Genomic DNA, 24,262 nt, shown 5'->3' with positions numbered 1-24,262 from the left:
CAATGAGTAAAAGTCATGCCTGAAGTCACCATTAACTCGTTGAAAGCATTAGCAACTTTCAAGACACTGTATGAAGTAGGTAGCGCTTCAGGGACGGCACGCCTGCTTGGCATGACGCAATCGGGAGTGAGCCGTTCGCTGGCGCAGCTTGAAGAGAACCTGGGGATTCAGCTCTTTCTACGTGAAAAAAACCGCTTGCTAGCAACGCCTGAGGCACGCGAGCTGTACGATGAGATTCTCAGGCTGATGGGGAATATTGAAGAGCTACGCCATAGTGTGTTGGCGCTTAAGGAGTTCGGCACATCACGCTTGAGAATTGCCGCTATTCCCGGGCTATGTTTTGGCTTTGTGCCCCAGGTAGTCGCTGCGTTACTGGCTGAAAACAGCCGGATAAGTATTAGTCTGGATATGATGTCGAGCCACGATGTACAAACGGCGGTGGAATCAAGCCATGCGGATATCGGCTTTATCACATTGCCAGCGACGTCTCCTCAACTCTTAACAGAAACACTGCTGGTGACAGAAGCCGTGGCGCTGGTGCCTGACAAGCTTGAACTAGCCTCGCATGATGTTGTTGAAGTCAGTGATTTGCGTGGTCAACATTTAGTGATCAGCAACCAGCCAAGTGTCAGCACGAATCCACTGCTGGAACTTGTCGCCGAGCACGGGGTTAAAATTTCAGGTAAAACGGAAGCTAATATCGGCACGATTAGCGCGCTGGTAGCTAATGAGGTCGGTGTCACGGTAATGAACCCGATTACTGCGCAAGATCAGCTGTCGCGCCACGACCATGTCAAAGTGCTGCCTTTTATGCCTGCGTTGTCGTTTGGTTTTGGCATTGTTTATCGCCCAGAGTGGCATGAGTCTAAAGTGTTGGCGTCGCTTAAACACAAAGCGAAAGAGACACTAATGAATTACTAACGTTTACAAATCATTTCGTTCGATTAGCAGGTATAGTACAGGCATAGGGCGTTACGTCTTGGTTTAGGCTATGTCTGGGGGTGGCCAGAAATACCCCGAAGATGACAGTTGCACCACAATCGGGCAATCTAACGCCCTTTTTCGCCAGTGCTAATGGGCGGAGCTCATTAAATTTCAATCATCATTCAGCATGGAGTGCAGTGTGGCAGTTTACGGCGGTATTCAGGCGCATGAATTGGAACGTTGGTTAAATGCATTAACCAACGCGGCCTATGATCGACGCTGCCCACTTTCTAAAGTGCACGGCGGTAACGCCCGTGCTCGCACTGCTCGCCAGGACTTGTTACATCTCGCCCAGGCTTTCCGTAGCGGCGAACGAATTCGCGATGATGTGGCCGCTGGCTTAAGCCGCTGGTGCCAACACTACCTAACAGAAGCGGAATGGTATGTGCTGGTGGGCGGCCGCAAACCCGTTGCCCAATCAAAGGCGTCATCCTCTGCTGCTGATGACGATGCACTGGACGTACTTTATCAGCACCGGGTGGGTTAACCTGCTTCATCAAGCACTGTTACAATGGATAGATGAACAGTGCTCCTGTCGCGTCAGCGACCGCCTCCTTAGACGACCCTTTCTACTATCTAACGAACTTTCGTTACGTGTTGGCGTGGGTGGAAGCCCGCCACTACGATCTATTAAGTGCTGCTGAACGCGACGCTATTAGTCATTTTGAGACGTTACCCCAAGCCTCCCAGGCGCTGTTGGTGCGCATGGTGATGCGTAAAGGGGAATTATTTCGTCTGGATAAACTGAGCTATGCGGAAATCGGTGACGCCGAGCAGGCCTTGGCGCCGTTGGTCGTCCTTGGTTGGGTAGACAATGCCCCGCAGTTAAGCAGTCGCGAGCTATTTCGCCTGTTGCGACTGAGTGAACTGCGCCAGGCATTGGCAGGCGAGATCACCAACGCCGGTCTAGCCCGCAACAGCACGAAAGCTGCGCTTCAAGCAGCACTGGAAGAGTCGCTAGAAGTGTCCGCCCCCCTTCAGCAGTGGTGGCCAATGGCGACGACGCAGATTGTGCGGCTAACGGTGATGGCGCTGTGTGATCGACTTCGGCTGATGTTTTTCGGCAATTTGCGCCAGGACTGGGCAGAGTTCGTGCTAACGGAGCTGGGCCTGCAGCGCTTTGAGCAAGTACCGTTTAGCGCGGAATCACGTGCCTTCCAAAGCCGCTCTGACGTGTCTACTTACTTAACGCTTCACCGCTTGCGTGAACGCTTGGACGACGGCGAGCTGCCGCAAGTGCTTGCCAGCGAGGTGCCACCAGCTTCCAGCAACCGTTGGTTAGCTTCTCGGCGGGCGCGGTTGCTGCTTGCCATTGGCCGCGAGGCCGAGCGCGGCGGTGACGCAGAGTTAGCGTTAACACTTTACGCTGACGCCAATGACAGCGATGCGCGTATTCGCAGACTGCGCGTGTTAGAGCGTTTAGGCCGTTATTCAGACGCTTATGAACTCACGATCAGCGCGCTGGACGCGCAGCCAAACGAAGCCGAGAGCCAAGCGCTTATGCGGTTGTTGCCGCGTTTGGCACGTAAATTACCCCAACAGGTTGAGCGTTCGACTGGGTCTGATCAACAAGCGGCCCAGGCGCCTACCAATGTGCTTCATTTACCTGGCCCTCAGCCAGTTGAGCGTGCCGTTGCTGACGACATGGCGACCCCTAACGCGCCGGTGTATTACGTTGAAAATGGCCTGCTGACGGGGCTATTTGGCTTACTGCTCTGGCCAGCCATTTTTAAACCGCTGCCAGGCGCGTTTTTTCACCCGTTTCACAGCGGGCCTGCGGATTTATACCGCGAGGATTTTGTCGCTCAGCGGCAAGTCGATATCACCGCCTGCCTGGCCCAGTTGGATGACGGCCGCTATCAGGACACGATACTGCGCACCTGGCACGCCAAGCAGGGCACCGCCTCGCCCTTTGTTCACTGGGGAGTCGTCAGTGAAGAGCTGTTAACGCTTGCGCTTAAGTGCTTGCCGCCTGCCCATTTGCGTGCCTGTTTTATGCGGCTATTAGATGACCTTAAGCATAACCGTGCAGGTTTACCTGACCTGATTCAGTTGATGCCGGATGCACCGCCCGGCGAACCACGCTACAAAATGATAGAAGTGAAAGGGCCGGGGGATCGTCTACAAGATAACCAACGCCGCTGGATCAACTTCTTTTGCCGCCATGGTATGCCCGTTGAAGTATGTCATGTGCGCTGGCAGCCAGCATCTGAACCAGAAGGGTTTCAACCAGAAGGGCTTGAACGAGAAGATGTCGAATGAGCCGTTACCGGGTAGCGGTGCGCACGCTATGTGATTTCACCGCACGGGAGGGCGACCTTGATCATCGCTTTACGCCAGCGCCCAGCGCTCAGGAAGGTATCGAAGGACATGGGTTAGTGGCTAGCCGCCGGGGCGAGGATTACCTGGCCGAATTGCCGCTTTCCGGTGAGTATCAGGGGCTTCGCGTGGCAGGCCGTGCTGACGGCTTTGATCCCAATGCTAACCGTTTGGAAGAGGTCAAAACCTATCGTGGCAATCTAGATCGCATGGCGGCTAATCAGCGTGCGTTGCACTGGGCGCAGGTGAAAGTATACGGCGCGCTGCTCTGTGCCGAGCGCGGCCTTGAGCGGGTCACGCTGGCGTTAGTGTATCTGGAGATTACCAGCGGTCAGGAAACACTGCTTACCCACGAAGCTAGCGCCACTGAGCTGCAGGCGTTTTTTACCGATCACTGCCAACGCTTTTTGGCCTGGGCAGAGCAGGAGTCCGCCCATCGCCAACGCCGCGATGAGTGGCTGGCGACGCTGACGTTTCCCTATTCTGATTTTCGCCCTGGGCAGCGGGCGTTGGCGGAAGATGTCTATAAAGCCGCCAGCACCGGGCGGTGCCTACTGGCCCAAGCCCCTACCGGCATTGGCAAAACCCTTGGCACGCTATTTCCGATGCTGACTGCAATGCCCCGTCAGCAGCTGGATAGGCTGGCCTTTCTGACCATGAAAACCCCAGGCCGCCGTGTGGCGCTGGATGCGCTGGCGCGTCTTGTTACCTCCAGTTCATCACCGCCTACTTCATCTTCCTCCACGGCGTCTGCGCTCGCATCGCCGCTGCGGGTGTTGGAACTGGTGGCCAGACAAAAAGCCTGCGAATACCCAGGCACCGCTTGCCAAGGCGATGCTTGCCCGTTGGCAGCAGGTTTTTATGACCGCTTGCCTGCCGCTCGCCAAACCGCGGTGGCACGTCGCTGGCTAGATCGTGCCGGACTGCGAGAGGTGGCGCTTGCCCACAGTGTGTGCCCGTATTATCTAGGCCAGGAACTAGCCCGCTGGGCCGACGTGGTCGTGGGCGATGTGAATCACTGGTTTGATAGCCATGCGCTGCTGCATGGTTTGGCCCAAGCCAACGACTGGCGGGTAGGCCTGCTGATAGATGAAGCGCACAACTTAGTTGAGCGAGCGCGGGGCATGTACAGTGCCGAGCTTTCCCAGCAGCGCTTGAGCCGCCTGCGTCGCCGCTCACCTCCCGCGCTTGCTAAACCGCTAGCCCGTGTCGGTAGGCAGTGGCAGGCGCTAACGAAAACAGTGACCACCGATGCGGCGGCATCACAGCGTTATCATTTACTTGATGCGCTGCCCAACAAACTGGTGGCCGCGATGCAAACCTTGGCTGGCGCGATCACCGATTATTTGGTTGAGCACCCCGACGCTTCAAGCATTGAGCTTCAAGAGCTGCTGTTTGACGCATTGGCCTTCTGCCGTTTGGCGGAGCGGTTTGGTGACCACTCACTTTGCGACCTTGCCAGTTATGGCCGAGGCGACGCAGTGCTAGGGCTGCGCAATGTTATTCCTGCGGATTTTCTGGCGGCACGCTTCAAGGCTGCCAGCAGCGCTGTGTTGTTTTCGGCCACGCTGACCCCGTTTCATTACTACCGCGATTTACTCGGGTTACCGGAAAACAGTGTGTGGCGAGAAGTGGCCTCACCGTTCGCCGCCCGCCAGTTGGAGGTGCGTATTCGCACCGATATTTCCACTCGCTATCATCACCGTGAGGCCTCTGTGGCGCCTATTGTGGAAGTTCTGGCCGACCAGTATCAGCGTCAACCTGGCCACTATCTGGCGTTTTTTAGTAGCTTTGCTTATCTGGAGCAGGTGATGACGCAGTTTCAGCACGCACATCCCAGCGTGCCGATGTTTGCCCAAACCCGTGGAATGCAGGAAGCCGAGCGCGATGCCTTTCTGGCGCGCTTTACCCCGGGTGGTAAGGGCATCGGCTTTGCAGTGCTAGGCGGTGCTTTCGCCGAAGGGGTCGACCTTCCTGGCAAGCGCCTAATCGGCGCGTTTATTGCCACCTTAGGCCTGCCGCCGTTTAACGACTTTAACGAAGCGCTGAAAGCGCGCATGAACACCCGTTTCGGCCAGGGCAACGACTACACCTACCGCATACCCGGTATGATCAAAGTGGTGCAGGCCGCCGGAAGGGTGATTCGCAGCCCCGAGGATGAAGGGGTTGTGATATTAATGGACGACCGTTTTGCCCAGGCCAAGGTGCGCGCATTGCTGCCACGCTGGTGGGGGCTAGGCAACTACTCATCTTCTTAGAGGCCATGCACGCGCAATGACAGATTTACTCTGGTACCAGTACCTTCTCATCGGGCTTATTTTTGCTTGGAGCGGTTTTGTTCGCACCAGCCTTGGTTTTGGTGGAGCCGTGCTGGCGCTGCCTTTTCTGCTGCTGGTGGTCAACGAACCGCTGGTCTTTCTGCCAATTGTGGCCATTCATCTGCTGATTTTTTCCAGTTGGATTGCCTGGAACGGCCATCGTCAAGTGCAGAAAGCGGGCGTGGGAGGTACATCGCCGGAAAGTAATATCGATTGGGGCTATTTAACCAAAGCCCTGAAAATCATGATCGTGCCTAAGTTGATCGGGGTGGTGGGGCTGTTAACGCTGCCCTCTCAGATCATGACCAACATTATTTTCGGCATTGTGATCATTTATGCCATTGGCTATGTGCTGAATAAACCGTTTAGAAGTAACAACAAATACGTCGATATTGTGCTGCTTGCTCTCGGTGGCTATGTCAGTGGCACCTCGTTGATTGGCGCGCCGCTGATTGTCGCGGTGTTCGCCACCCACGTCGCCAAAGAGCAACTGCGCGACACCATGTTTGTGCTGTGGTTTATCCTGGTGATGATCAAAATGGCGTCGTTCATCATCGCCGGCGTCGACCTCCAACTGATTCATCAACTATGGCTACTGCCCTGCGCATTTATCGGCCATTTGCTAGGCGAAAAAGCCCACCGCTATATGCTAAAAGCAGACACCGGGCTGTTCTTCCGCGTACTGGGAGCCGTGCTGATCTTGGTCAGCGTGGTGGGGCTGATCCACCCGCCAGGGTAGGAAGAGAAGCAAACAACAAAAAACGGCCACTTGCTGTGTTAGCTAAGTGGCCGTTTTTTTATGGTGTTCTTGGTCAGAATAGCAGGATTCGAACCTACAACCTCTGGAACCTATTTGGAACCTAGAAAAAGGTGACCTCAATGGCTAAAACGACTGCCAGCCTAACTACCCGTACCTTAGATCGACTGGTAAAGAAGTCAAAGGAAAGAAGCACAGCCCAACCCCCACGCCTTTGGTACCGTTAGTACCCCCGACTTTTCGGACAAAACCGAGATTTTACTCCACCGGAGCGGATTAGGCAGCTGCGGCAGGATTTATGCCGTGTTTTCCTTATGCCCTGAACCCGTTGGCAGTTTTTGAGCAAGAGTACTAAAGTAAGTAGGTGGTATATTAGAAACCTTAATAGAAGGTTGCTAAAACAATAAGTTAGGCTAGGGTGAGTAGCCTTCAAGATATCTTCCCATATTGGATAGGGCAGTGGACAAAGGCCCCAGACCCGTTAAAGGAATAATGATTATGGAGCTTCAGGATAGCGGTAAAATAGTACAATCGATCTACTTTTCTCTACTTGGCCGCGCGGCAGACCCCGAAGGGTTTGGTTTCTGGCAGGAGCGGCTGGAAAGCGATGGACTTCAGGCCGTATTGTCTGAAATTGCGAGCTCGAAGGAAGCTCAGACGTACATGCAAGAGGCATCTGATAGCGAATATGTTGCTGACCTCTATGAGCAGCTGTTTGCTAGAGCGGCGGACACGGAAGGCCATGACTTCTGGGCTAGCAAGTTAGAAGCCGGTGAGCTAAGTCGTGCAGAACTCCGCGGGGCCGTGATAAAGGCCGCGGCAGACACTGATACAGAGGCTTTGAATGCCAAGCTGGCGGTTGCCGACTATTATAGCCAGAACGTATCAGCAGAAAATTACAGTGCCGAGCAGTCTCTGGTCATGGAGAGCCTTCACAGTAATGAACAGCTATATGCTGAATTGCAGCGCCTGGATACTGAGTACGAATCCATGGACCTTTCTCAGGTTGGAGAGTCCGTGGAAGGTAACCCGCTTTACAAAGCGGTAGTCGGTAGTGGACCCAAGACGCTGATGATTGCTACTCAGCAGCATGGGGACGAGCCGCTGGGAACCGAGGCGGCTTTGTACCTGCTGGACTATCTGGCAGGAGATAGTGTCGAAGCTAAAGCATTGCGAGAAGAGGTAACCGTAGTGGTCATGCCTCGAGTCAATCCGGACGGCTTTGCCCGCTGGGAGCAGCAGGTTGCAGGAGCTGAAGATGTGCTCGACCCGCGTCGTAACTCGAATGACATCGATCTCAATCGTACTTATGACCCCAACGAGGAGCAGAACCCTGAGCAGGCTCCGGAATCGGCGGCGGTGAGAGAAGTTGTCAAGGAGTATCGGCCCGACTTATACCTCGATTACCATCATCAGAACAACTACCGGTCTGAGGATGAGACGCTGGATAGCATGTCGGTGCTCTGGGCGACCAGCGATGAAGTGGAGCCTGCCTTGATGGAATCGGGGCAGCGCGCTGTGGTTGCCATCAAGGAAGCCTTGGAAGACTTCGAGCATGACAGCCTGACCCTGTTCCCCGGTAGTGATAACCCGGCTATCAGCCGCAACGGCTTTGCACTTGATGGTACCCCCACGTTGTTGATCGAGCAGCGTGGGCTCCAGGAGATGGATCAGCTTGCTCAAGGTCTTGACCTAGATTACAGCGCATTAGCTGCAGCTCTGACTCTGGAAGGGTGGCTCAGCATGATAGGTGTGATCGAGTTCATGGCATCGGGGGAATTCGACTCTCTGGACCCGGCTATTGCACAGCAGATAGCTGAACGCTCTGAATATGTCGACTTTGCTGACCTGTATAGTGACGATGCGGTTGTCGCGAATATTGCTGAAGAGGCAGGGGGCTTTGAAGAGGCCTTTCTGGCTGGAGTGTCGCAAGGTCTGGAGGATGGTCTAGTTGGGTAAATCCACTAGGTTGTTCACGGAAAGGCCTAGCAGCCATTAGCAAAAACGGCCACTTGCTCTAAGAGCTAAGTGGCCGTTTTTTCTGGAATTCTTGGTCGGAATAGCAGGATTCGAACCTACGACCTCTGCCTCCCGAAGGCAGCGCTCTACCAAGCTGAGCTATATTCCGAATATTGTTGCAACGATGCTATTAAAAGCGCGCTAAGCAGCGCTCAACAACGGAGCGAATCATACGCAGGCGAAGGGTTTTTTTCAAGTCCCTTTTTCGTGTTGGGTTGCTTTGTTGCGCAGGCTTTATGCTTTGCGATCAACCGCTAACCGAGCGATGCTAGCCATGCTATCGCGATAGGGGCTGGGTGGCAGAGCATCGAGTTCGGCTAGGGCTTTATCGGCCATCTCAACGGCCCGTGCGCGGGTATATTCCAGCGCGCCAGTGGCATTGATGATCTCAAGCACCTCGTCGAGCTGTTCCAGCCCGCCCTTGCGAATCACTTGGCGGATTAGCTTTGCCTGTTCCGGTGTGCCGCGCTCCATAGCATGAATGAGCGGTAGGGTCGGTTTGCCTTCTGCCAGGTCGTCGCCGACATTTTTGCCCATGGCCTCGGCGTCGCCTTGGTAATCCAGCAGGTCGTCGATGAGCTGGAAGGCGAGACCTAAATAGCGGCCGTAGTACTGCAGGGCGCGCTCTTGCTCAGGTGTGGCGTCGGCAAGCACGGCACCGCTGTGGGAGGCGGCTTCAAACAGCATCGCTGTTTTGCCTTGAATGGTTTCAAAGTAATCCGCTTCAGAAATGCTGGGGTTACCGATATTGGTGAGCTGCAGCACTTCGCCTTCGGCAATCACGCAGGTCGCGCCGGACAGAATCGCCATAATGCGCATCGATCCTACGTCCACCATCATTTGAAACGAGCGCGAATAGAGGAAGTCACCCACCAGTACGGATGGTGCGTTGCCCCAGGCATCGTTGGCGGTTTTTTTGCCACGCCGCATGTGCGATTCATCGACCACATCGTCGTGCAGCAGCGTGGAGGTGTGCATAAATTCGATCAGCGTGGCCAGGGTGATGTGTTTGTCGCCCTCATAGCCCAGTGACCGGGCAGCCAGCAGCACGAGTAACGGGCGCAGGCGCTTGCCGCCGCTTTCAATAATATATTGGCCGATGGTTTCCACCAGCGGCACCTTGGAATTCAGCTGCGCGACAATGGTCCGGTTTACGGCGTCAAAGTCATCGGCCACCACGGCGTGCAGCGGTGAAGGCGTTGGGCTGGCAGGCGGGGTTTGAGAGACGTTGGCTGTCATGGGTTCCGTTCATCGCGGGGGGAGGATAGTTGGGGCCATGCTATGGGGCTGTCTGTGAGGCGTCAAGGTAGTGATAGACGTTCGTGGTGTGATGTGTGATTGACAATGCCCCGTAGTCTTGTGGTAAACCGCGATAGTCGCTATAATTCGCGACCCACTCATCATGCTCCCTGTCAGATGGCTGCCAAAAGGGGCGCCACTCGCAGCAGGTCGATAAGAGCGGAAGGCGATGAGCGTTGGTTACGCGGGGCGTAATCGGCATTAACGACAAGTCCGGAGAGCGACATGTACGCAGTTATTAAAAGCGGTGGCAAACAGTACCGCGTTCAAGAAGGTCAAACCCTCAAGCTCGAAAAAATCGAAGTCGCTACCGGCGAAACGATTGAGTTTGATGAAGTGCTGTTGGTTGCAGACGGCGATGACGTCAACGTTGGCGCGCCTTTAGTAAGCGGTGCCAAAGTGTCCGCTGAAATCGTTTCCCACGGCCGTGGCGATAAAGTAACGATTATCAAGTTCCGTCGCCGGAAGCACAGCATGAAGCGTCAGGGCCACCGTCAGTGGTTCACTGAAGTCAAAATTACCGGAATTTCTGCGTAAGCAGTCGATTCCCTTAAGGAGGATTTTGCAATGGCACATAAAAAGGCAGCCGGCTCCACGCGTAACGGTCGCGATTCCGAGTCCAAACGCTTAGGTGTGAAACTCTTCGGTGGCCAAGCAGCCAGCGCGGGTAGCATCATCGTTCGTCAGCGTGGCACTCGTTTCCACGCAGGCACTGGCGTTGGCCTGGGCCGTGATCACACGCTGTTCGCTTTGAACGACGGCTTCGTGAAGTTCGAGACCAAAGGTCCGAACAACCGTAAATTCGTTAGCATCGTTTCTGCCTAAGCAACAGCTGTTGCGCAGAGCGAAGATGACGAAATAAAAGCCCCGCCATGGCGGGGCTTTTTTGTCTTTTCGATCCCTTTTGCCTGTTATTAATGGGCGGGATATTGCAGTTAGGGCGGCGGAAGCGGCCGGGAGAATCCAATGCAGTTCGTCGATGAAGCCTCGATTATTGTTGAGGCAGGTAAAGGCGGCAATGGCTGTCTGAGCTTTCGCCGCGAAAAATATGTGCCCAAAGGTGGCCCTGATGGTGGCGATGGTGGCCATGGTGGCAGCGTCTACCTAATTGGTGACGATTCACTGAATACCTTGATTGATTTCAAGTTTCAGCGTTTTTACAAAGCTGAAAATGGCCAGGGCGGCATGGGCCGCCAGATGAGCGGTAAAGCCGGTGAAGACCTGCATGTGAAAGTGCCGGTGGGCACCACGGTGATCGATGAGGATACCCTTGAGGTCATCGCCGATGTCACCGATATCGGTCAGGTGGTACTGGTGGCCGAAGGTGGTCGCCGTGGGTTGGGCAATATTCACTTTAAATCTTCGACCAACCGTGCGCCTCGCCGCACCACGCCGGGCACTGAAGGAGATCGCCGCAACCTGCGGCTGGAAATGAAGGTAATGGCTGACGTCGGCCTGCTGGGCATGCCGAATGCGGGCAAGTCCACGCTGATCCGTTCGGTATCCGCGGCCAAACCCAAAGTGGCGAACTATCCGTTCACTACCCTGGTGCCTAACTTGGGGGTTGTGAAGCTGGGGATGCACGAGCACTTTGTGATGGCCGATGTGCCGGGGCTGATCGAGGGTGCCTCTGATGGCGCGGGCCTGGGGTTACGTTTCTTGAAGCACCTGACCCGTACACGTCTGTTGTTCCACGTGGTGGATGTGGCGCCGTTTGACGAGTCTGACCCCGTGGAAGCGGCGCAGGCGATTATTCACGAGCTAGGCCAGTTCTCGCCGGCGCTTTCTGAGCGGCCGCGTTGGTTAGTTCTGAATAAATTTGACCTGCTGCCGGAAGATGAGCGCGAAGCCCGCGCCGAGGCGATTATCCAAGCGCTGAACTGGGATGGCCCGGTATTCCGCATCTCGGCCATCAGCAGCGACGGCACTGACAAGCTGGTGCAGGCAGCGTATCGCTGGCTGACAGAGCAGCAGCGCCTGGAAAATGAAGATGAAGAAGCCCATGCCCGCGAGCAGGAAATGCGCCGCCGCATGGAAGAAGAATCAGTGGCCCGTACGGAAGCGCGTCTTGGCCGTCGACGTAAACGCGACGACGAAGATGAAGATGACGACGATTTTGACGATGATGATTACGATGTCGAGGTAGAGTACGCCCCGTAACCGATCCGTCGGTCGAGTGGGTGACGTCAGCAGGGTCAACGGAATCAAACGCGTGAGCGGAATGGCTTGGGAGAGTCGCGACGTGGAAAGCAATGAGCAGTTGCCCGGCCGTGAGGCGTTAAGCAGCGCCCGCCGGGTGGTGGTTAAAATTGGTAGCGCGCTGCTCACCAACGATGGTCGAGGCTTGGATGAGCCGGCCATTGGTGGCTGGGTCGACCAGATTGCCACGCTGCATCAGCAGGGCAAAGAAGTTGTGCTGGTATCCTCGGGTGCCGTAGCGGCGGGCATGGTGCGCCTGGGGTGGCAAGCGCGTCCCAGTGCCGTTCATGAGCTTCAGGCAGCTGCGGCGGTAGGCCAAAACGGTCTCACCCAGTGCTACGAGCAGCATTTTGCTCGCCACGGTATGTTAACGGCCCAGATTCTGCTCACCCACGATGACCTTTCCAACCGCAAGCGCTATCTCAACGCATTGTCAGCGCTGCGTACCTTGGTTGAGATGCGTGTGGTGCCGGTGATCAACGAAAACGATACCGTCGTCACCGACGAGATTCGCTTTGGCGATAACGATACGCTTGGCGCGCTGGTAGCCAACCTGTTAGAAGCCGATGCGCTGCTGCTGCTCACCGATCAGGAGGGGCTGTTTGACGCCGACCCTCGCCACGACCCCAATGCCAAAATGATTGCTGAAGGCCGTGCCGACGACCCGCGCTTAGCCGCTGTTGCTGGTAGTGGAGGCGCCTTGGGACGCGGTGGCATGAGCACCAAAATTCGTGCTGCACAATTGGCTGCCCGTTCCGGCGCGGTCACGGTGATTGCCAGCGGCCGCCAGCCGGACGTTATTTCCCGCATCATGTCAGGCGAGGCGCTGGGCACTCTGTTGCGCCCAGCTCAAGCGCCCATCGCTGCTCGCAAGCGCTGGCTGGCAGGTCAGTTGCAGGTGCGTGGCACCTTGGTACTGGATGCTGGGGCTGTCAATGTGCTGCGTGGCAAAGGCTCTAGCCTGTTGGCGGTGGGCGTACGTGAAGTGCAGGGCAGCTTTAAGCGCGGTGATATGGTGTTGTGCGTGGATGAACAGGGCGCACGCGTGGCTAAAGGATTGGTGAACTACGGCGCGGATGAAGCCCGTCAGTTAGCGGGCCAACCGAGCCACCAGATTGAAGCAATTCTGGGTTACGTGGAGGCTCACGAGCTGATCCATCGCGATAACTTGGTGGTTGTTTAACGAGCTGGTTGTTTAATCGCGAGTACGGGGCGGTAGCGGTACTTGGCGCGGCCAGTCGTCAGGCACGATGACTAGTCGCTCAAGCGGCTTTTCCTCAGCCTGCGGGTCGTATAGCACTACTTGCTGCGGCCCGTAGCGATGGATGAGTGGCGTCACGTCTGCCATATGTTTCTTGGCAGAGTAGAACCTAGCCAATGGCGGCGGTGCTAGCCAGTGAGGCTTCTCTAGCCATGCCATTTTCAGTGCCTCGCTTCGCTGGGCTGCGAATTGCGGCCAATCCCTTAGATAACACCACTTACCACGGCGATGATCGGCCGTTGCACCGCTGGGCGGCGGTAACGTTGCGTGCCAGGGATAAAACAGTACGCCGGGCATCGCTAGGCGCTGCGCCAGTGGATGATGGAGTGGTGGGGTGGGCCCTATATCTCTGGGCGCTAGCCAGTAGGCGATGATCGCTTGCGCGGTGGCAGTGCGCGAAATTGGCAACTGATGATGGCGCAGATGGCTACATTTCAGCGCCAGGCTATCCAGCCCGCCAGGGCCAATCCAGCGGCTTTGGCAGGTGGCATCGCCAGGCCCTTCGGGTAGGCCAAGATAGAACTTTATCGCCACTTCCAAATGGATGGGGTTGGGGTTGTCCCGTGTTCGATAGAGCATATCCAGTTCGCCCAGGGTATTGCGCTGCTGGGTAATACGCAGGTTTTTGGCGAGCAGTCGTGTGTTAGGCGCGTTATCTAACATCAGGTGCCACAGCCGCTCATGGTAGTGCCCCATGCGTGTCGCCAGTTGGCCATCTAGCGCTCTCACTAGTGACGAAAGATTCGCCAACCAGTCATCAATTGAATCTACTAAGCCAAGCTCCTGGCGTGTTGGCCTGCCTGGATAGGTAGTCGGCCCCGTTAGCTCAATCAAATCAGGCGTGGCGAGCAACCACGCAAGATCACGCAATACCGAATGTTCTAGGCGGTCGCTTACGCCTTCTGCGGTGGCGGGTAGCGTCAAAGGCATCTCCCAGAAGTACACAGTCAATAACTATTGATGATGCGTACCACATTACAGCGCGTTGCTGGCAATGTCCCACTGGCTAATTAAAAAAGTAACTTACGGCGCTTATTTGTCGTATCAAACATTATGAGCTGCCAGCAAAAGCGGGCCTAAGTGGCCCGCATAATGGTTTGTGTTAGTTAATGCTGAATTGTGCTATCCCGTTAGTCGCGGTCAACGTTACTCACTTGGAAGGAATCTTGGCGTAGACTGACTTCTATTTCACGACCATTTTCATCGCGGCCTTCCACATCAATCATGCCGCTTTTATCAATGTCGATATCTTCAAATTCGCTCATACCCTCTTGGCTTGCTACCTCGAGTGCTTGGCGAATATCATCTTCACTCATGCCCCAGGCACTGGTAATTAGACGCTCTCGCTCTTCTTGCAGTGTTTCGCCACTATCGATGGAAAACTCAATGTCGGCGTACCATTCGTCATCAAGCCAGCCTTCAACCTCGGCACGGCCACGGCTCTTAATACTGATCTCTTCATAATGGGTGAACCCATAGTCAGTGGCATGGGTTAGCACACTGTCAATCTGATCAACCGGCAATGTATCAGCTTGCACGCTACCTGCAGCCGCAGTTAACAGCAGCGCGGAGGTCGGGATCAGCAACATTTTTTTCATAGCGTTCATATCAAATTCCTTCTTGGTTTGTTGAATGACGTCATCTGTTGAATGAGACAGCATTCGTCATGAGGCAAAACAGTTATAGCACCGCGGTTCTTTCCGTAAGCTGACAAAGCCATTCATCTAACGTTCATGTTGCTTTTGGCATGCTAGTACGATGAACAAGATACCCCTCACGCGAACCCTTTCACGTTATTGGCAGCGCCTGCCACGCATGCGCTTGCACAAAGTGCTGCCTGTTAACGTCGTTGTCGCGATGTTTGCTATTGCACTGGCCGGTAGTGCCATTGGTGATCAGCCCTGGGAAGCGTTGCACAGTGAAGTGCAGCGAGGCGATGTCGTGCCCTTAGAGTCCATTTTGGACTGGCTTGAGGCTAATTATATCGGCGAGGTAATAGAAGTAGAGGTCGAGCGTGAGGATGGTCATGTAGAGTATGAGATCAAACTGCTGGGCGCTCAGAATCAAGTGGTTGAGTTTGAGTTTGATGGCCATAGTGGACAGTTAATGAAAATAGAAGGTGTGCGTATTAACGAGATGCGCCGCCAATAAGGTAGCTATTCATGAAGTGTTTACTGGTAGAGGACGACCAGGCGCTCGCCCGTGAGCTTATTCAAGCGCTACGGGAGGGTGATTGGCTGGTAGAGCATGCGGAAAATGGCCAGGAAGCCGATTTTCTAGTGCGCACGGAAGCCTATGACACGGTCATCCTTGATGTGGGGCTACCCGATGGTGAAGGCACACGCTGGCTCTCTGCATGGCGTGAAGACGGTATTGATCTGCCAGTATTGATTTTAACGGCGCGGGAGCGCTGGGCTGATAAAGCGGCGGGCTTTACCGCAGGGGCCGATGACTATGTGACGAAACCCTTTGAACCTGCCGAGGTCATGTTTCGGCTGCGTGCCCTGGTGCGTCGTAGTCATGGCCATGCCCATCCCGTGCTAAAAGTGGGTGAGCTACGCCTGGATACCCATACCCAGCATGTCACGCTGGCGGGCAGGCCGGTTAGCATAACCGCCCAGGAAACGCGTCTACTCAGCTACTTAATGCATGCCGCCCCGCGCGTGGTTAGCCGCAGCGAGCTCTCTGAACATGTCTATGACCGTGATCATGAGCCCGACTCCAACGTGATTGATGTTCAAGTGAGCCGGTTGCGGCGTAAATTAGGCGCATGGCGGATTGCTACGCTGCGTGGCCAAGGGTATCGCTTACTCGCTGAAGAGCCTTCCGGCGCATGAAGTCAGCTATGACCCGTTGGGCTCAGCGTTGGTCGACCCGTTCGATTACGTTGCGTCTTCTACTAGCGGCACTGTTAATGGTGTTGCTAGCGTTGCCAATGGCGGGTTGGCTACTCACTCACCATTATCGTACGTCAGCAATTCATGCCTTTGATGAACGCTTGGAGACAACGCTGAACGTTATCATTGCGGGGGTTACCTTTGACCCGGTCGCCCAGCAGATAAGTTACGATCGATCACTGGGCGACCCGCGTTTTGAACAGGTTTATTCCGGCTGGTATTGGCAAATTACCGACCATGACCAGCTTTCGGCAACGTCGCGCTCGCTGTGGGATCAGCGCCTACCGGTTGTCGATAATACAAACCTATCGGCTCGCACATGGAGCGGCCCGCGAGGCCAACAGTTGCGCATTGTCGAGCGAGATATTTACCTTGCCCCGTTGGAAACCCCGCTGCATGTTAGCATTGCCGCCCGTGATGACGCGTTGCGAGAAGATATTCGACAGTTTCAACAAGCTTTATGGCTGGGGCTGGTGGGCCTGGGGGCGCTGCTGTTAGGTGTACTGGCGCTGCAGGTGCGCTGGGGGTTGGCACCCCTGCGACGCATGAATGCCAATCTCCGGGACGTCGAGCAAGGGCGGGCTGAGCAGCTCGACACCCACTTGCCGGATGAGCTGGCGATGCTAGCGGAGTCAATGAATGCCGTACTTATTCGTGACCAACGTTTGATTGAACGAAGCCGCCATACCGCGGGCAACCTTGCCCATGCGTTAAAAACCCCACTAAGCGTTATGCGATTACTGGTTAAGCAATTGCCCAGCGAAAGCCGCGCTCTTTGGGAGGTTGAGCTTTCGCGCATCGACAATGCGGTGCGTCACCACTTAGCGCGGGCATCCGCTGCTGGCGAGGGGGCGCGTTTCGCCCCAATTGCCGTACAGGATACGTTAGCAGCGTTGATCACTGGGCTTACACGTCTGGCGCAGCGCCGTCATATTCGCCTGCAGCAACACATAGACGGCAGCGCGCGCGTCCATATGGATGGGCAGGATCTTCAGGAAATCGTCGGTAACCTGTTGGACAACGCACTTCGCTGGGCGACCAGCGAGGTGAGCATTAGTCTGCAAACCGATGGCCAACGGCTGTCGCTACGAGTGAGCGATGATGGCCCAGGTATGTCCGCACAGGAGTGCCAAGCCGCCGTGCAGCGCGGCAAACGTCTCGATGAGCAACGTTCTGGTAGTGGACTTGGGCTGGCCATCGTGACGGATCTTGTCGCGCTGTATCAAGGGCAAATGCATCTGCAACGTGCCCAGGCGGGTGGATTAGAGGTGGTTATTGAGTTACCTGTGGTTGCTCGGTAGTTACTATGCATGACCTAACCAAGAGACAATGACATGACGCAAATCGCCAAGACATTGCCGGACGTACTGGTGGGGCCACTGCTGCGTCGCCTTTCGCCTTCGCGGCTGGTGCTTTGGCTAGTCGCGACCCGGCCGCTAACTATGCAGCTGGTGCTTTACCCTGAACAAGTGGGTGTCCAGACGCACCCATTGGATAAGTCGCATCAATGCGTGGCGATTGGCCAGCACGCCTATATTCATTTTATTGACCTGAGCTTGCCGACCGCACTGCCCACCGATGAGCGGATTGCCTACGATCTGCAGGTACAGGGTACCCAAGGCGAATGGCAACGCCTGCCGGATTGGGCGCCCTGGTTATGTCATGAGGGCGAAGCGTATCCAGGCTTTGTGCTGGCCTCTCGGCATCACCGGTTGATGCACGGTTCGTGCCGTAAACCTCATCACAACAGCGCCGATGGCTTGGTACGGGCCGATACCTGGTTAGCCGAACGCCAATCAACCCCTAAAGAGTGGCCAGCCTGGCTGCTGATGACCGGTGACCAGGTCTATGTTGATGATGTTGCTGGTCCGATGCTGCGTGCGGTACACGCACTGATTGAGCGTTTGGGATTGGTAGATGAGCAGTTGGAAGGAGCCACGGTAGATGACAGTCAAGCGCTTTACGCCGCCCCCGAAAGCTATTATCACCGTGAAGCGCTGTTGCCGGATGTGACCAGTAACGCTGCGCTGCGTGAGCGTTTCTTTGGCGGCGTTAAAAAGCCTGTGTTTACCTCCGCAAATGCGCAAAACCACTTAGTGACACTGGCAGAAATGCTCGCCATGTACTGCTTGGTATGGTCCCCAACGCCCTGGCAGCTCATTGCTGTTGAACCGCCAGCGTTGGGTGACAAAGAAACGGATGCCTATCAGCAAGAGCAGGTGGCGATTGACGACTTTGTGGCGGGGCTGCCCCGGTGCGCGCGGCTAATGGCCCACGTTCCCAGCCTGATGATCTTTGATGATCACGATGTCACCGATGACTGGAACTTGACCGCTGACTGGGAGCGCTGTGCCTACGGCCATCCGTTTTCAAAGCGTATTATCGGCAATGCGTTAGTGGCTTATTTATTGTGTCAGGGATGGGGCAATGCACCGGATAAGCTTAATCCGCTGTTGCTTCAAGCCGCGACACTATTTGAAGAGGCAGGCTCGCTTAACGCGAACGCCCAGGACAAATTTATCGAGCGGTTACTGCGCTTTCAGGGCTGGGAGTACCAGGTGCCTGGCACGCCTGCCCTAATCGTGCTGGATACGCGCACCCGCCGTTGGCGCAGCGAAAGAAAGCCCAACCGTCCTTCGGGTTTAATGGACTGGGAAGCGCTGATGGAAATGCAGCAAGCGTTACTGGGGACTAAAAGCGCCGTTATCGTCTCCCCAGCTCCGATGTTTGGGGTCAAGCTGATAGAGATCATTCAAAAGCTATTTACCTTGGCGGGCAAGCCGTTGGTGGTGGACGCTGAAAACTGGATGGCGCATCGCGGGGCGGCCAATGTGCTACTGCATATTTGGCGGCACTCAAAAACGCCGGGTAACTACGTGATTTTATCTGGCGACGTCCACTACTCATTTGCCTACGACATTGTTGTACGTCGGCAAAAGCAGGCACCGCATCTTTGGCAAATTACCTCCAGCGGGATCAAAAATACGTTTCCACAACAGCTGTTGAACACGTTTGACCGCTTGAACCGTTGGCTCTATGCGCCGTTTTCACCGCTCAACTGGTTCACCAAGCGCCGCAAGCTGAGTATTCACCCCCGCGACTCAGACCGGGCCAGCGCTGGAGAGCGGCTATGGAATGCCAGTGGGATTGGGCTGGTAAGCCTGGATGAACAGGGCCACCCAACGGATATTCGCCAGTTAGACGTCGATGGCGGTGATGTGGTGTTTCCACCGTCAGAACTCCCGCGCTCTTAGCCCGCGGCTGTTGGCCTTAGTGTCATACAAACGACATGGAAATGTCGCACGATTGCTGTCCGAATGCTTTCCTGATGGCGCTTTAAAATCAGCTGGAGCTATAACACTCAAAGGAACAGGCGACGTTTGATAGGGCAGCAGGTATATGACCGCACAAGAAGCACAGTGGTTGAACCAGATTATTGCAGCAGAAGAGCTGCATGTGTTGTTTCAGCCCATTGTGAATGCCAATCAACAGGCTATTTATGGCTATGAAGCGCTTATTCGTGGCCCGAAAACATCGCCGCTACACTCGCCATTACGCCTGTTTGAGGTGGCGACTCAAGCAGGATTGTTAGTCGAACTGGATTTACTGTGTCGACGGTTAGCGATTCAGCGTTTTGCAGAACTTGAACTGCCCGGATTGCTGTTTCTGAACGTGATGCCGCTGACGATTGTTGAGCGTGACTTCCGTGAAGGCTTAACGCTGAGTTTCATCCAAGAGAGCGGCCTGCCCCCAGAGCGGGTAGTCATCGAGCTGACTGAGCATGTGCCTATTCATGATTACGAGCTGATGCGTCAAGCCGTGGCCCACTATCGCGATATGGGCTTTCAAGTGGCGTTGGATGACTTAGGGGCAGGCCATTCCAGTTTGCGCCATTGGTCTGAACTACGTCCTGATTTCGTCAAACTAGACCGCCACTTTATTTCTGGCATTGATCAAGAGCCTGCCAAGCGTGAGTTCTTACGCTCGATTCTCGATGTAGCGCGCAGCTTAGACTGCCAACTAATTGCTGAGGGAGTTGAGACTGCCGCTGAGCACCTTTGTCTATGGGAATTAGACCGAGGATTGGCGTTACTTCAGGGGTTTTACTTTGCGCGACCAAGCCTTCATCCGCCCTTGCAGCTGCACATGCTGCTGCCTGCCACGACACAGCTAAAAGGCCCGGCGGGGCGCACCGCCCACTCTATTTTACGCGCGATAAGTGCTGTGTCGCCGGCGTGCTCCGTACCAGAGCTTGCCGAGCGCTTTCGTGATGTTACAAGCCTACGCTGCGTGGCGGTGGTAGAAGATGGCGTGCCAATAGCCGTGGTGCGTCGCAATGCGTTTTTAACGCTATTTACCAACCCCTATAGCCACGCGTTGTATGCAAAGCGTCGGGTGTTAGAGATTGCGGATCCTAAAATGCTAGTGGCCGACGCAGATTTGTCTCTTGAGGCGCTTAGCCAGCAGCTAACCGATAGCCGCGATATCGAGCAGGAAGATTTCGTGATTGTGGATAGTTGCGGTTGCTATCTGGGAATGGGGACGATAGTGGACCTGTTGCGCGAAATTACCGCCATTCAGGTGCGTCAGGCCCGTCATGCCAACCCGCTTACCGGGTTGCCGGGTAATATTCTGATAAACGAAACGTTGGTTACTTATCTCGATCAGCGCGAAGGGTTTGCGGCCGCCTACGTTGATTTAGATAATTTCAAAGCCTTTAACGATGCTTATGGCTATGCCCGTGGCGATCACGTGATTATTTCCTTATCACGTTTGCTTCAAGCGCAGGTAGAGAGCGCCGGCGGGTTTATCGGTCATATTGGCGGTGATGACTTTATGATGCTGCTTCCCCTAGCGCAGTGGGAGGGCGTTTGCCAGCAAATATTGCACTCTTTTGAAGTGATGGCGCCCGGGTTTTATGAAGATGTAGACCGTCAGCAAGGGGGAGTCCATATAGAAAACCGCCAGGGTGCGGTGACGTTTATTCCTTTTGTCAGTGTTTCTATTGCTGTTAAGCCGGTCACTGATACCACTCGCTGCAAGGCACTAGACATTGCCGCCCAACTTTCCGAGTTAAAGCACCAAGCAAAAAAAATAGTGGGTAACAGTTTATTCGTAGAGCGCCGAGGGTGCTGTGTGGTGCCGACGTGGAGTAGGTAACAGTGAGTTTTACCCACTGAACTGTCGCTGAGCGGTCATGCGTTTGTCATTTTAGTGTCTCTTCGCTGTCATGGTTGGACACCACCATAGCGGCATTGCTAAATAACCCGCTCAGGTGATGCCGTGCTTAATTGGCCTTTCAACGTATCGACTGGCAATCAATCTACGTGATTCGTCAGTGATTAGCATTACCGGCAATGATGGTATTGGCTTGTAGCTCAATGCCTCAATTAACAGCCTCGCCTGGAATCCAGTTAGCGTTATCTATGTGATGATTTTTGCCATGGTGCTGGTGTCCGAGAGGGGCTTTGCCCGTGTGCGTCACGCAATCATCTAGTCAGCCTGTCGAGGAACAGAAATCATGCGCTTTCCTAATGCAGACATCACCACCATCGATATTATGCGCCATGGGGAGCCAGTCGGCGGGCGCATGTTACGTGGCAGTACCGACCACCCGCTGAGTGAAAAGGGCTGGAAGCAAGTGAGTGATGCCGTTATGCGCCACACGGTGGACGGCAGGCCACCTTACGATGCGATTATTAGTTCGCCACTGATGCGTTGCCGCGAATTTGCGCTGTGGCTGGGCGAGGAGTTTGATGTGCCTGTACAAGTTGATGATGACTTGGCTGAACTTCACCTGGGACGCTGGGAAGGCAAAACGCATGCCCAGGTATTTGCCGATGAGGGCAGCGAGCCGATGAGCGAATTTTGGTTTAATCCCTGTCTATCCGCGCCCCCAGAAGGAGAAACGTTGGCGGCGCTGGATGCTCGGGTTAGTGAATCCTGGCAGCGGCTGTTGGCTAATCCGCCCGGTAAGCACGTGTTGGTAGTTGCACATCTGTTTGTCTGCAATGCGCTGCTGCGCCAAGTGCTGGGGCAGCCGCTTGGTAACGGCTTAGTGATGGACTTGCCCTATGCTGCAATGAGCCGCCTGCGCCACGAGCGGCATGCGCTGGGCGAAACCACCTTTGTTGAGTGGATAGGGCGTTAGTCACCGTGTGTTAGTAATAACAACCTACGAATCAGTAGCGGGTAAGCTGCGCATAGGCCATGATATAAGCATTGCTAACGTGCTGAGCCGGAGCGATGTATGCCATTTATCCGTCTGTCCCCACTGTTAACGCTATTCACGCTGCTGCTATTAGCAGGGTGTGCCAGCAAAGAGATCACGACTGCTCCCGCCTCAAATGATCAAGCGGGTATTTCGATGGAGCGCGCGCTGATTCTCTCTCATGCCCAGCAAGCGATTGGCACACCGTATCGCTTTGGCGGCAATACACCGGAGGGGCTGGATTGTTCGGGGCTTGTGGAAATGACTTATCGCGCTGCGGGCATCCGCGTGCCCCGCACTGCTAACGATCAGTTCCGCGCGCTGCCGTCGGTTGATGCGCCACGTCCAGGTGATTTACTGTTCTTTGGAGATGGCGCCAAAGCCACACACGTAGGCATTTATGGCGGGAACCGGCAGATGATCCACGCACCTGGCAGCGGTCGAGCCGTGGTCAGCGTGCCACTGGATATCGATTACTGGAATCAGCGCTTTTTAGGGGCTGCTTCACCAGCACCCTAAGCAACATTAATAGGCTGAGTAATTGCAATGTAATTGCAACCCAATGTAGGAAAGCCAACGGATCAGGCTGCCTGCTCATCAGATGTTGTGGTCACTTCTTCTGTATCTGTAGTAGCCTCCCCAGCACTTCGCGCAGCATTCATTTCGCTCTGCTCGCGAGCGGCTTCCAGTTTGGCTTCCAATAAATACTGTCTTGCCTGAGCGGCCACCTGTATATCTTTAGAAGAAGGTTCTGCCGGCGCCAACGCTGCCGCGATGACCGTTTGCATCTTTTCAATAGTCGCCGTGGGGTTACCTGGCACGGGGCCATAGTCAATAGGAACTTCGCCTGCAACTGCATAGCGTTTGCCGTCGGGCCCAACTTCGTACTCATAGCTGGCACCGCCGGTGTAGGGGCCGCCTACCGTCTGGTGGGCCATTTCATGCTGGCGAACTTCCCGGTCAGTTTGCTTAAGCTGTTCTAAAAGCTGGATCTCTTCCGGTGCTAGCGGCGTACCGTCGGGGCGCGTAGGGCCGGTCGTTTCGCGACTGGCGGATGAGTCCGTCTCTTCACTGGCTTGTGCAGTCTCAGAGGAGTGAGCCTTCTGTTCCTCCGACGGTATCCGATTAGCCTGTGTGCTGCTTACCTTAGGCTGCGGTAACGCATATGAAGAAACAAAGGGGGTTAGGGTAGAAAGATCCATAAGCAATTACCGAAGGATAAGCTGTTTGCGTTAGCATAGAGCATCTATGAAGGAATCGCAGCACGTAATCGTCGTGCCTAAAACGACCGCTTAGCTATTGTTTGGTTAATCATTCGCATGCCCATCATCGATGTTGTTATCCATCTGTCAAAAAGTGAGTGCCTGGCGCATTACGAAGGACGCTACTCGAACGTGCGAGCGCGCAGCGTCGATGGCCGCTGGGTCATTTTTCCTGCGGAAGCGCTGCGCCGCGTAGTAGGACAAGAGGGCGTTCATGGCGTTTATCGATTGGAATTTTCTGACCAGAGTCGTTTTATCAACATTCAGCCTCTCTCAAAGAGTTGACTTGGCATATGCACCATAGCGATGCAAATCTAACGCTTCATGAACTCATTTATGCCGTTATACCCAATCTAAATAGAGCCGAAAAATTAGTGCTCAATACCCTGGAGAGCCTAATCGAAGTGGCAGAAAATCCATTGGATGTCGTTAAGCGTAACGAACAAAGACATGCTTTCTCGCTAGAAGTGCATCGTGTGCGTATCAACATAGAACACCTTTTGGAACGCTATCGTGCTGATGTGGATAGGGTTTTGCGCTCAGGAGGGGAGGTGAAAGGGCCTATCGTGGTACCTGATGCCCTAGAGGCCGATGCAATTCGCAGCGCCATTGATATTTACTTACACGTTAGGTCTTTTCAGCGTGGCGAACGTCGTCAGCCACTACCAGGCCACTAAGTTATCACCTTATCACCACTGCTTGTCATCACATGGCATCATCATTGCCTGTATAATGC

23 protein-coding genes and 1 tRNA gene are annotated in these 24,262 nt (G+C 54.9%); 19 read left to right on the top strand and 5 right to left on the bottom strand.

Features of this window, described 5'->3' with window-relative positions; all coding sequences use genetic code 11:
- The first annotated feature begins 15 nt into the window (after positions 1-15).
- The 6 genes from CEK60_RS16640 (at position 16) to CEK60_RS16615 (ending at position 8,337) form a co-directional block, all read left to right on the top strand.
- Complete coding sequence (locus tag CEK60_RS16640; RefSeq protein ID WP_089039962.1) at positions 16-921, top strand: LysR family transcriptional regulator; 906 nt, start codon at positions 16-18, stop codon at positions 919-921.
- Positions 922-1,123: 202 nt separating this feature from the next.
- Positions 1,124-1,471 (top strand): hypothetical protein, encoded by a 348-nt coding sequence (locus CEK60_RS16635; RefSeq protein WP_038480555.1) that lies wholly within the window; start codon positions 1,124-1,126, stop codon positions 1,469-1,471.
- 32 nt (positions 1,472-1,503) lie between these two features.
- The gene (locus tag CEK60_RS16630; RefSeq protein ID WP_089039961.1) at positions 1,504-3,246 is read left to right on the top strand and encodes a VRR-NUC domain-containing protein; all 1,743 of its coding nucleotides are present in this window, start codon (positions 1,504-1,506) and stop codon (positions 3,244-3,246) included.
- Positions 3,243-5,561, top strand: coding sequence for an ATP-dependent DNA helicase (locus CEK60_RS16625; RefSeq protein ID WP_089039960.1), 2,319 nt, complete (start codon positions 3,243-3,245; stop codon positions 5,559-5,561). Before CEK60_RS16630 ends, CEK60_RS16625 begins: the two co-directional genes overlap by 4 nt.
- A gap of 16 nt (positions 5,562-5,577) precedes the next feature.
- Positions 5,578-6,360 (top strand): sulfite exporter TauE/SafE family protein, encoded by a 783-nt coding sequence (locus CEK60_RS16620; RefSeq protein WP_089039959.1) that lies wholly within the window; start codon positions 5,578-5,580, stop codon positions 6,358-6,360.
- 516 nt (positions 6,361-6,876) lie between these two features.
- Positions 6,877-8,337 (top strand): M14 family zinc carboxypeptidase, encoded by a 1,461-nt coding sequence (locus CEK60_RS16615; protein ID WP_089039958.1) that lies wholly within the window; start codon positions 6,877-6,879, stop codon positions 8,335-8,337.
- A gap of 92 nt (positions 8,338-8,429) precedes the next feature.
- On the opposite strand, the gene CEK60_RS16610 is transcribed toward CEK60_RS16615, so the two are convergent.
- Together CEK60_RS16610 and ispB are read right to left on the bottom strand one after the other, a co-directional pair.
- Positions 8,430-8,506, bottom strand: a tRNA-Pro gene (locus CEK60_RS16610).
- A 125-nt stretch (positions 8,507-8,631) separates the two neighbouring features.
- The gene (gene ispB / locus CEK60_RS16605) at positions 8,632-9,636 is read right to left on the bottom strand and encodes an octaprenyl diphosphate synthase (protein WP_089039957.1); all 1,005 of its coding nucleotides are present in this window, start codon (positions 9,634-9,636) and stop codon (positions 8,632-8,634) included.
- 285 nt (positions 9,637-9,921) lie between these two features.
- Between ispB and rplU the strand changes: the two genes are divergently transcribed.
- The 4 genes from rplU (at position 9,922) to proB (ending at position 13,078) form a co-directional block, all read left to right on the top strand.
- Positions 9,922-10,233, top strand: coding sequence for a 50S ribosomal protein L21 (gene rplU / locus CEK60_RS16600; RefSeq protein ID WP_009723801.1), 312 nt, complete (start codon positions 9,922-9,924; stop codon positions 10,231-10,233).
- Positions 10,234-10,263: 30 nt separating this feature from the next.
- Positions 10,264-10,521 (top strand): 50S ribosomal protein L27, encoded by a 258-nt coding sequence (gene rpmA / locus CEK60_RS16595; RefSeq protein WP_009097313.1) that lies wholly within the window; start codon positions 10,264-10,266, stop codon positions 10,519-10,521.
- A gap of 141 nt (positions 10,522-10,662) precedes the next feature.
- The gene (gene cgtA, locus CEK60_RS16590) at positions 10,663-11,856 is read left to right on the top strand and encodes an Obg family GTPase CgtA (RefSeq protein ID WP_089039956.1); all 1,194 of its coding nucleotides are present in this window, start codon (positions 10,663-10,665) and stop codon (positions 11,854-11,856) included.
- A gap of 61 nt (positions 11,857-11,917) precedes the next feature.
- Positions 11,918-13,078: a glutamate 5-kinase gene (gene proB / locus CEK60_RS16585; protein WP_226912931.1), complete on the top strand. Its 1,161-nt coding sequence runs from the start codon at positions 11,918-11,920 to the stop codon at positions 13,076-13,078.
- A 12-nt stretch (positions 13,079-13,090) separates the two neighbouring features.
- Here proB and CEK60_RS16580 read toward each other — a convergent pair whose 3' ends face one another.
- Both CEK60_RS16580 and CEK60_RS16575 read right to left on the bottom strand, forming a co-directional pair.
- The gene (locus CEK60_RS16580) at positions 13,091-14,086 is read right to left on the bottom strand and encodes a DUF1853 family protein (protein ID WP_089039955.1); all 996 of its coding nucleotides are present in this window, start codon (positions 14,084-14,086) and stop codon (positions 13,091-13,093) included.
- 200 nt (positions 14,087-14,286) lie between these two features.
- On the bottom strand, positions 14,287-14,763 hold the full coding sequence (locus tag CEK60_RS16575) for a PepSY domain-containing protein (RefSeq protein ID WP_089039954.1): 477 nt from the start codon (positions 14,761-14,763) through the stop codon (positions 14,287-14,289).
- A gap of 208 nt (positions 14,764-14,971) precedes the next feature.
- On the opposite strand from CEK60_RS16575, the gene CEK60_RS16570 reads away from it, so the two are divergent.
- The 7 genes from CEK60_RS16570 to CEK60_RS16540 all read left to right on the top strand — a co-directional run bounded on the left by CEK60_RS16570 (position 14,972) and on the right by CEK60_RS16540 (position 22,783).
- The gene (locus CEK60_RS16570; protein ID WP_198361525.1) at positions 14,972-15,307 is read left to right on the top strand and encodes a PepSY domain-containing protein; all 336 of its coding nucleotides are present in this window, start codon (positions 14,972-14,974) and stop codon (positions 15,305-15,307) included.
- An 11-nt stretch (positions 15,308-15,318) separates the two neighbouring features.
- Positions 15,319-15,993, top strand: coding sequence for a winged helix-turn-helix domain-containing protein (locus CEK60_RS16565; protein WP_038480583.1), 675 nt, complete (start codon positions 15,319-15,321; stop codon positions 15,991-15,993).
- A complete protein-coding gene (locus CEK60_RS16560; RefSeq protein ID WP_089039952.1) occupies positions 15,990-17,354 on the top strand; it encodes a sensor histidine kinase in 1,365 nt (454 codons plus the stop codon). Before CEK60_RS16565 ends, CEK60_RS16560 begins: the two co-directional genes overlap by 4 nt.
- A 33-nt stretch (positions 17,355-17,387) precedes the next feature.
- Positions 17,388-19,307 carry an alkaline phosphatase D family protein gene (locus CEK60_RS16555; protein ID WP_089039951.1) on the top strand — a complete coding sequence of 640 codons (1,920 nt, stop codon included), beginning with the start codon at positions 17,388-17,390 and terminating at the stop codon, positions 19,305-19,307.
- Positions 19,308-19,452: 145 nt separating this feature from the next.
- Positions 19,453-21,213 (top strand): bifunctional diguanylate cyclase/phosphodiesterase, encoded by a 1,761-nt coding sequence (locus CEK60_RS16550; RefSeq protein ID WP_089039950.1) that lies wholly within the window; start codon positions 19,453-19,455, stop codon positions 21,211-21,213.
- Between the two features lie 361 nt (positions 21,214-21,574).
- The gene (locus CEK60_RS16545) at positions 21,575-22,204 is read left to right on the top strand and encodes a histidine phosphatase family protein (protein ID WP_089039949.1); all 630 of its coding nucleotides are present in this window, start codon (positions 21,575-21,577) and stop codon (positions 22,202-22,204) included.
- A 99-nt stretch (positions 22,205-22,303) separates the two neighbouring features.
- Positions 22,304-22,783, top strand: coding sequence for a C40 family peptidase (locus CEK60_RS16540; RefSeq protein ID WP_089039948.1), 480 nt, complete (start codon positions 22,304-22,306; stop codon positions 22,781-22,783).
- A gap of 62 nt (positions 22,784-22,845) precedes the next feature.
- Here CEK60_RS16540 and CEK60_RS16535 read toward each other — a convergent pair whose 3' ends face one another.
- The gene (locus CEK60_RS16535) at positions 22,846-23,466 is read right to left on the bottom strand and encodes a putative metalloprotease CJM1_0395 family protein (RefSeq protein ID WP_089039947.1); all 621 of its coding nucleotides are present in this window, start codon (positions 23,464-23,466) and stop codon (positions 22,846-22,848) included.
- Positions 23,467-23,583: 117 nt separating this feature from the next.
- Between CEK60_RS16535 and CEK60_RS16530 the strand changes: the two genes are divergently transcribed.
- Both CEK60_RS16530 and CEK60_RS16525 read left to right on the top strand, forming a co-directional pair.
- Positions 23,584-23,811, top strand: coding sequence for a DUF2835 family protein (locus tag CEK60_RS16530; protein WP_089039946.1), 228 nt, complete (start codon positions 23,584-23,586; stop codon positions 23,809-23,811).
- A gap of 8 nt (positions 23,812-23,819) precedes the next feature.
- The gene (locus tag CEK60_RS16525; RefSeq protein ID WP_089039945.1) at positions 23,820-24,203 is read left to right on the top strand and encodes a hypothetical protein; all 384 of its coding nucleotides are present in this window, start codon (positions 23,820-23,822) and stop codon (positions 24,201-24,203) included.
- Positions 24,204-24,262 lie beyond the last annotated feature (59 nt).

Source organism: Halomonas sp. N3-2A, assembly GCF_002216165.1.
Lineage (GTDB): Bacteria > Pseudomonadota > Gammaproteobacteria > Pseudomonadales > Halomonadaceae > Vreelandella.
This window is presented reverse-complemented; position numbering and strand designations above follow the sequence as displayed.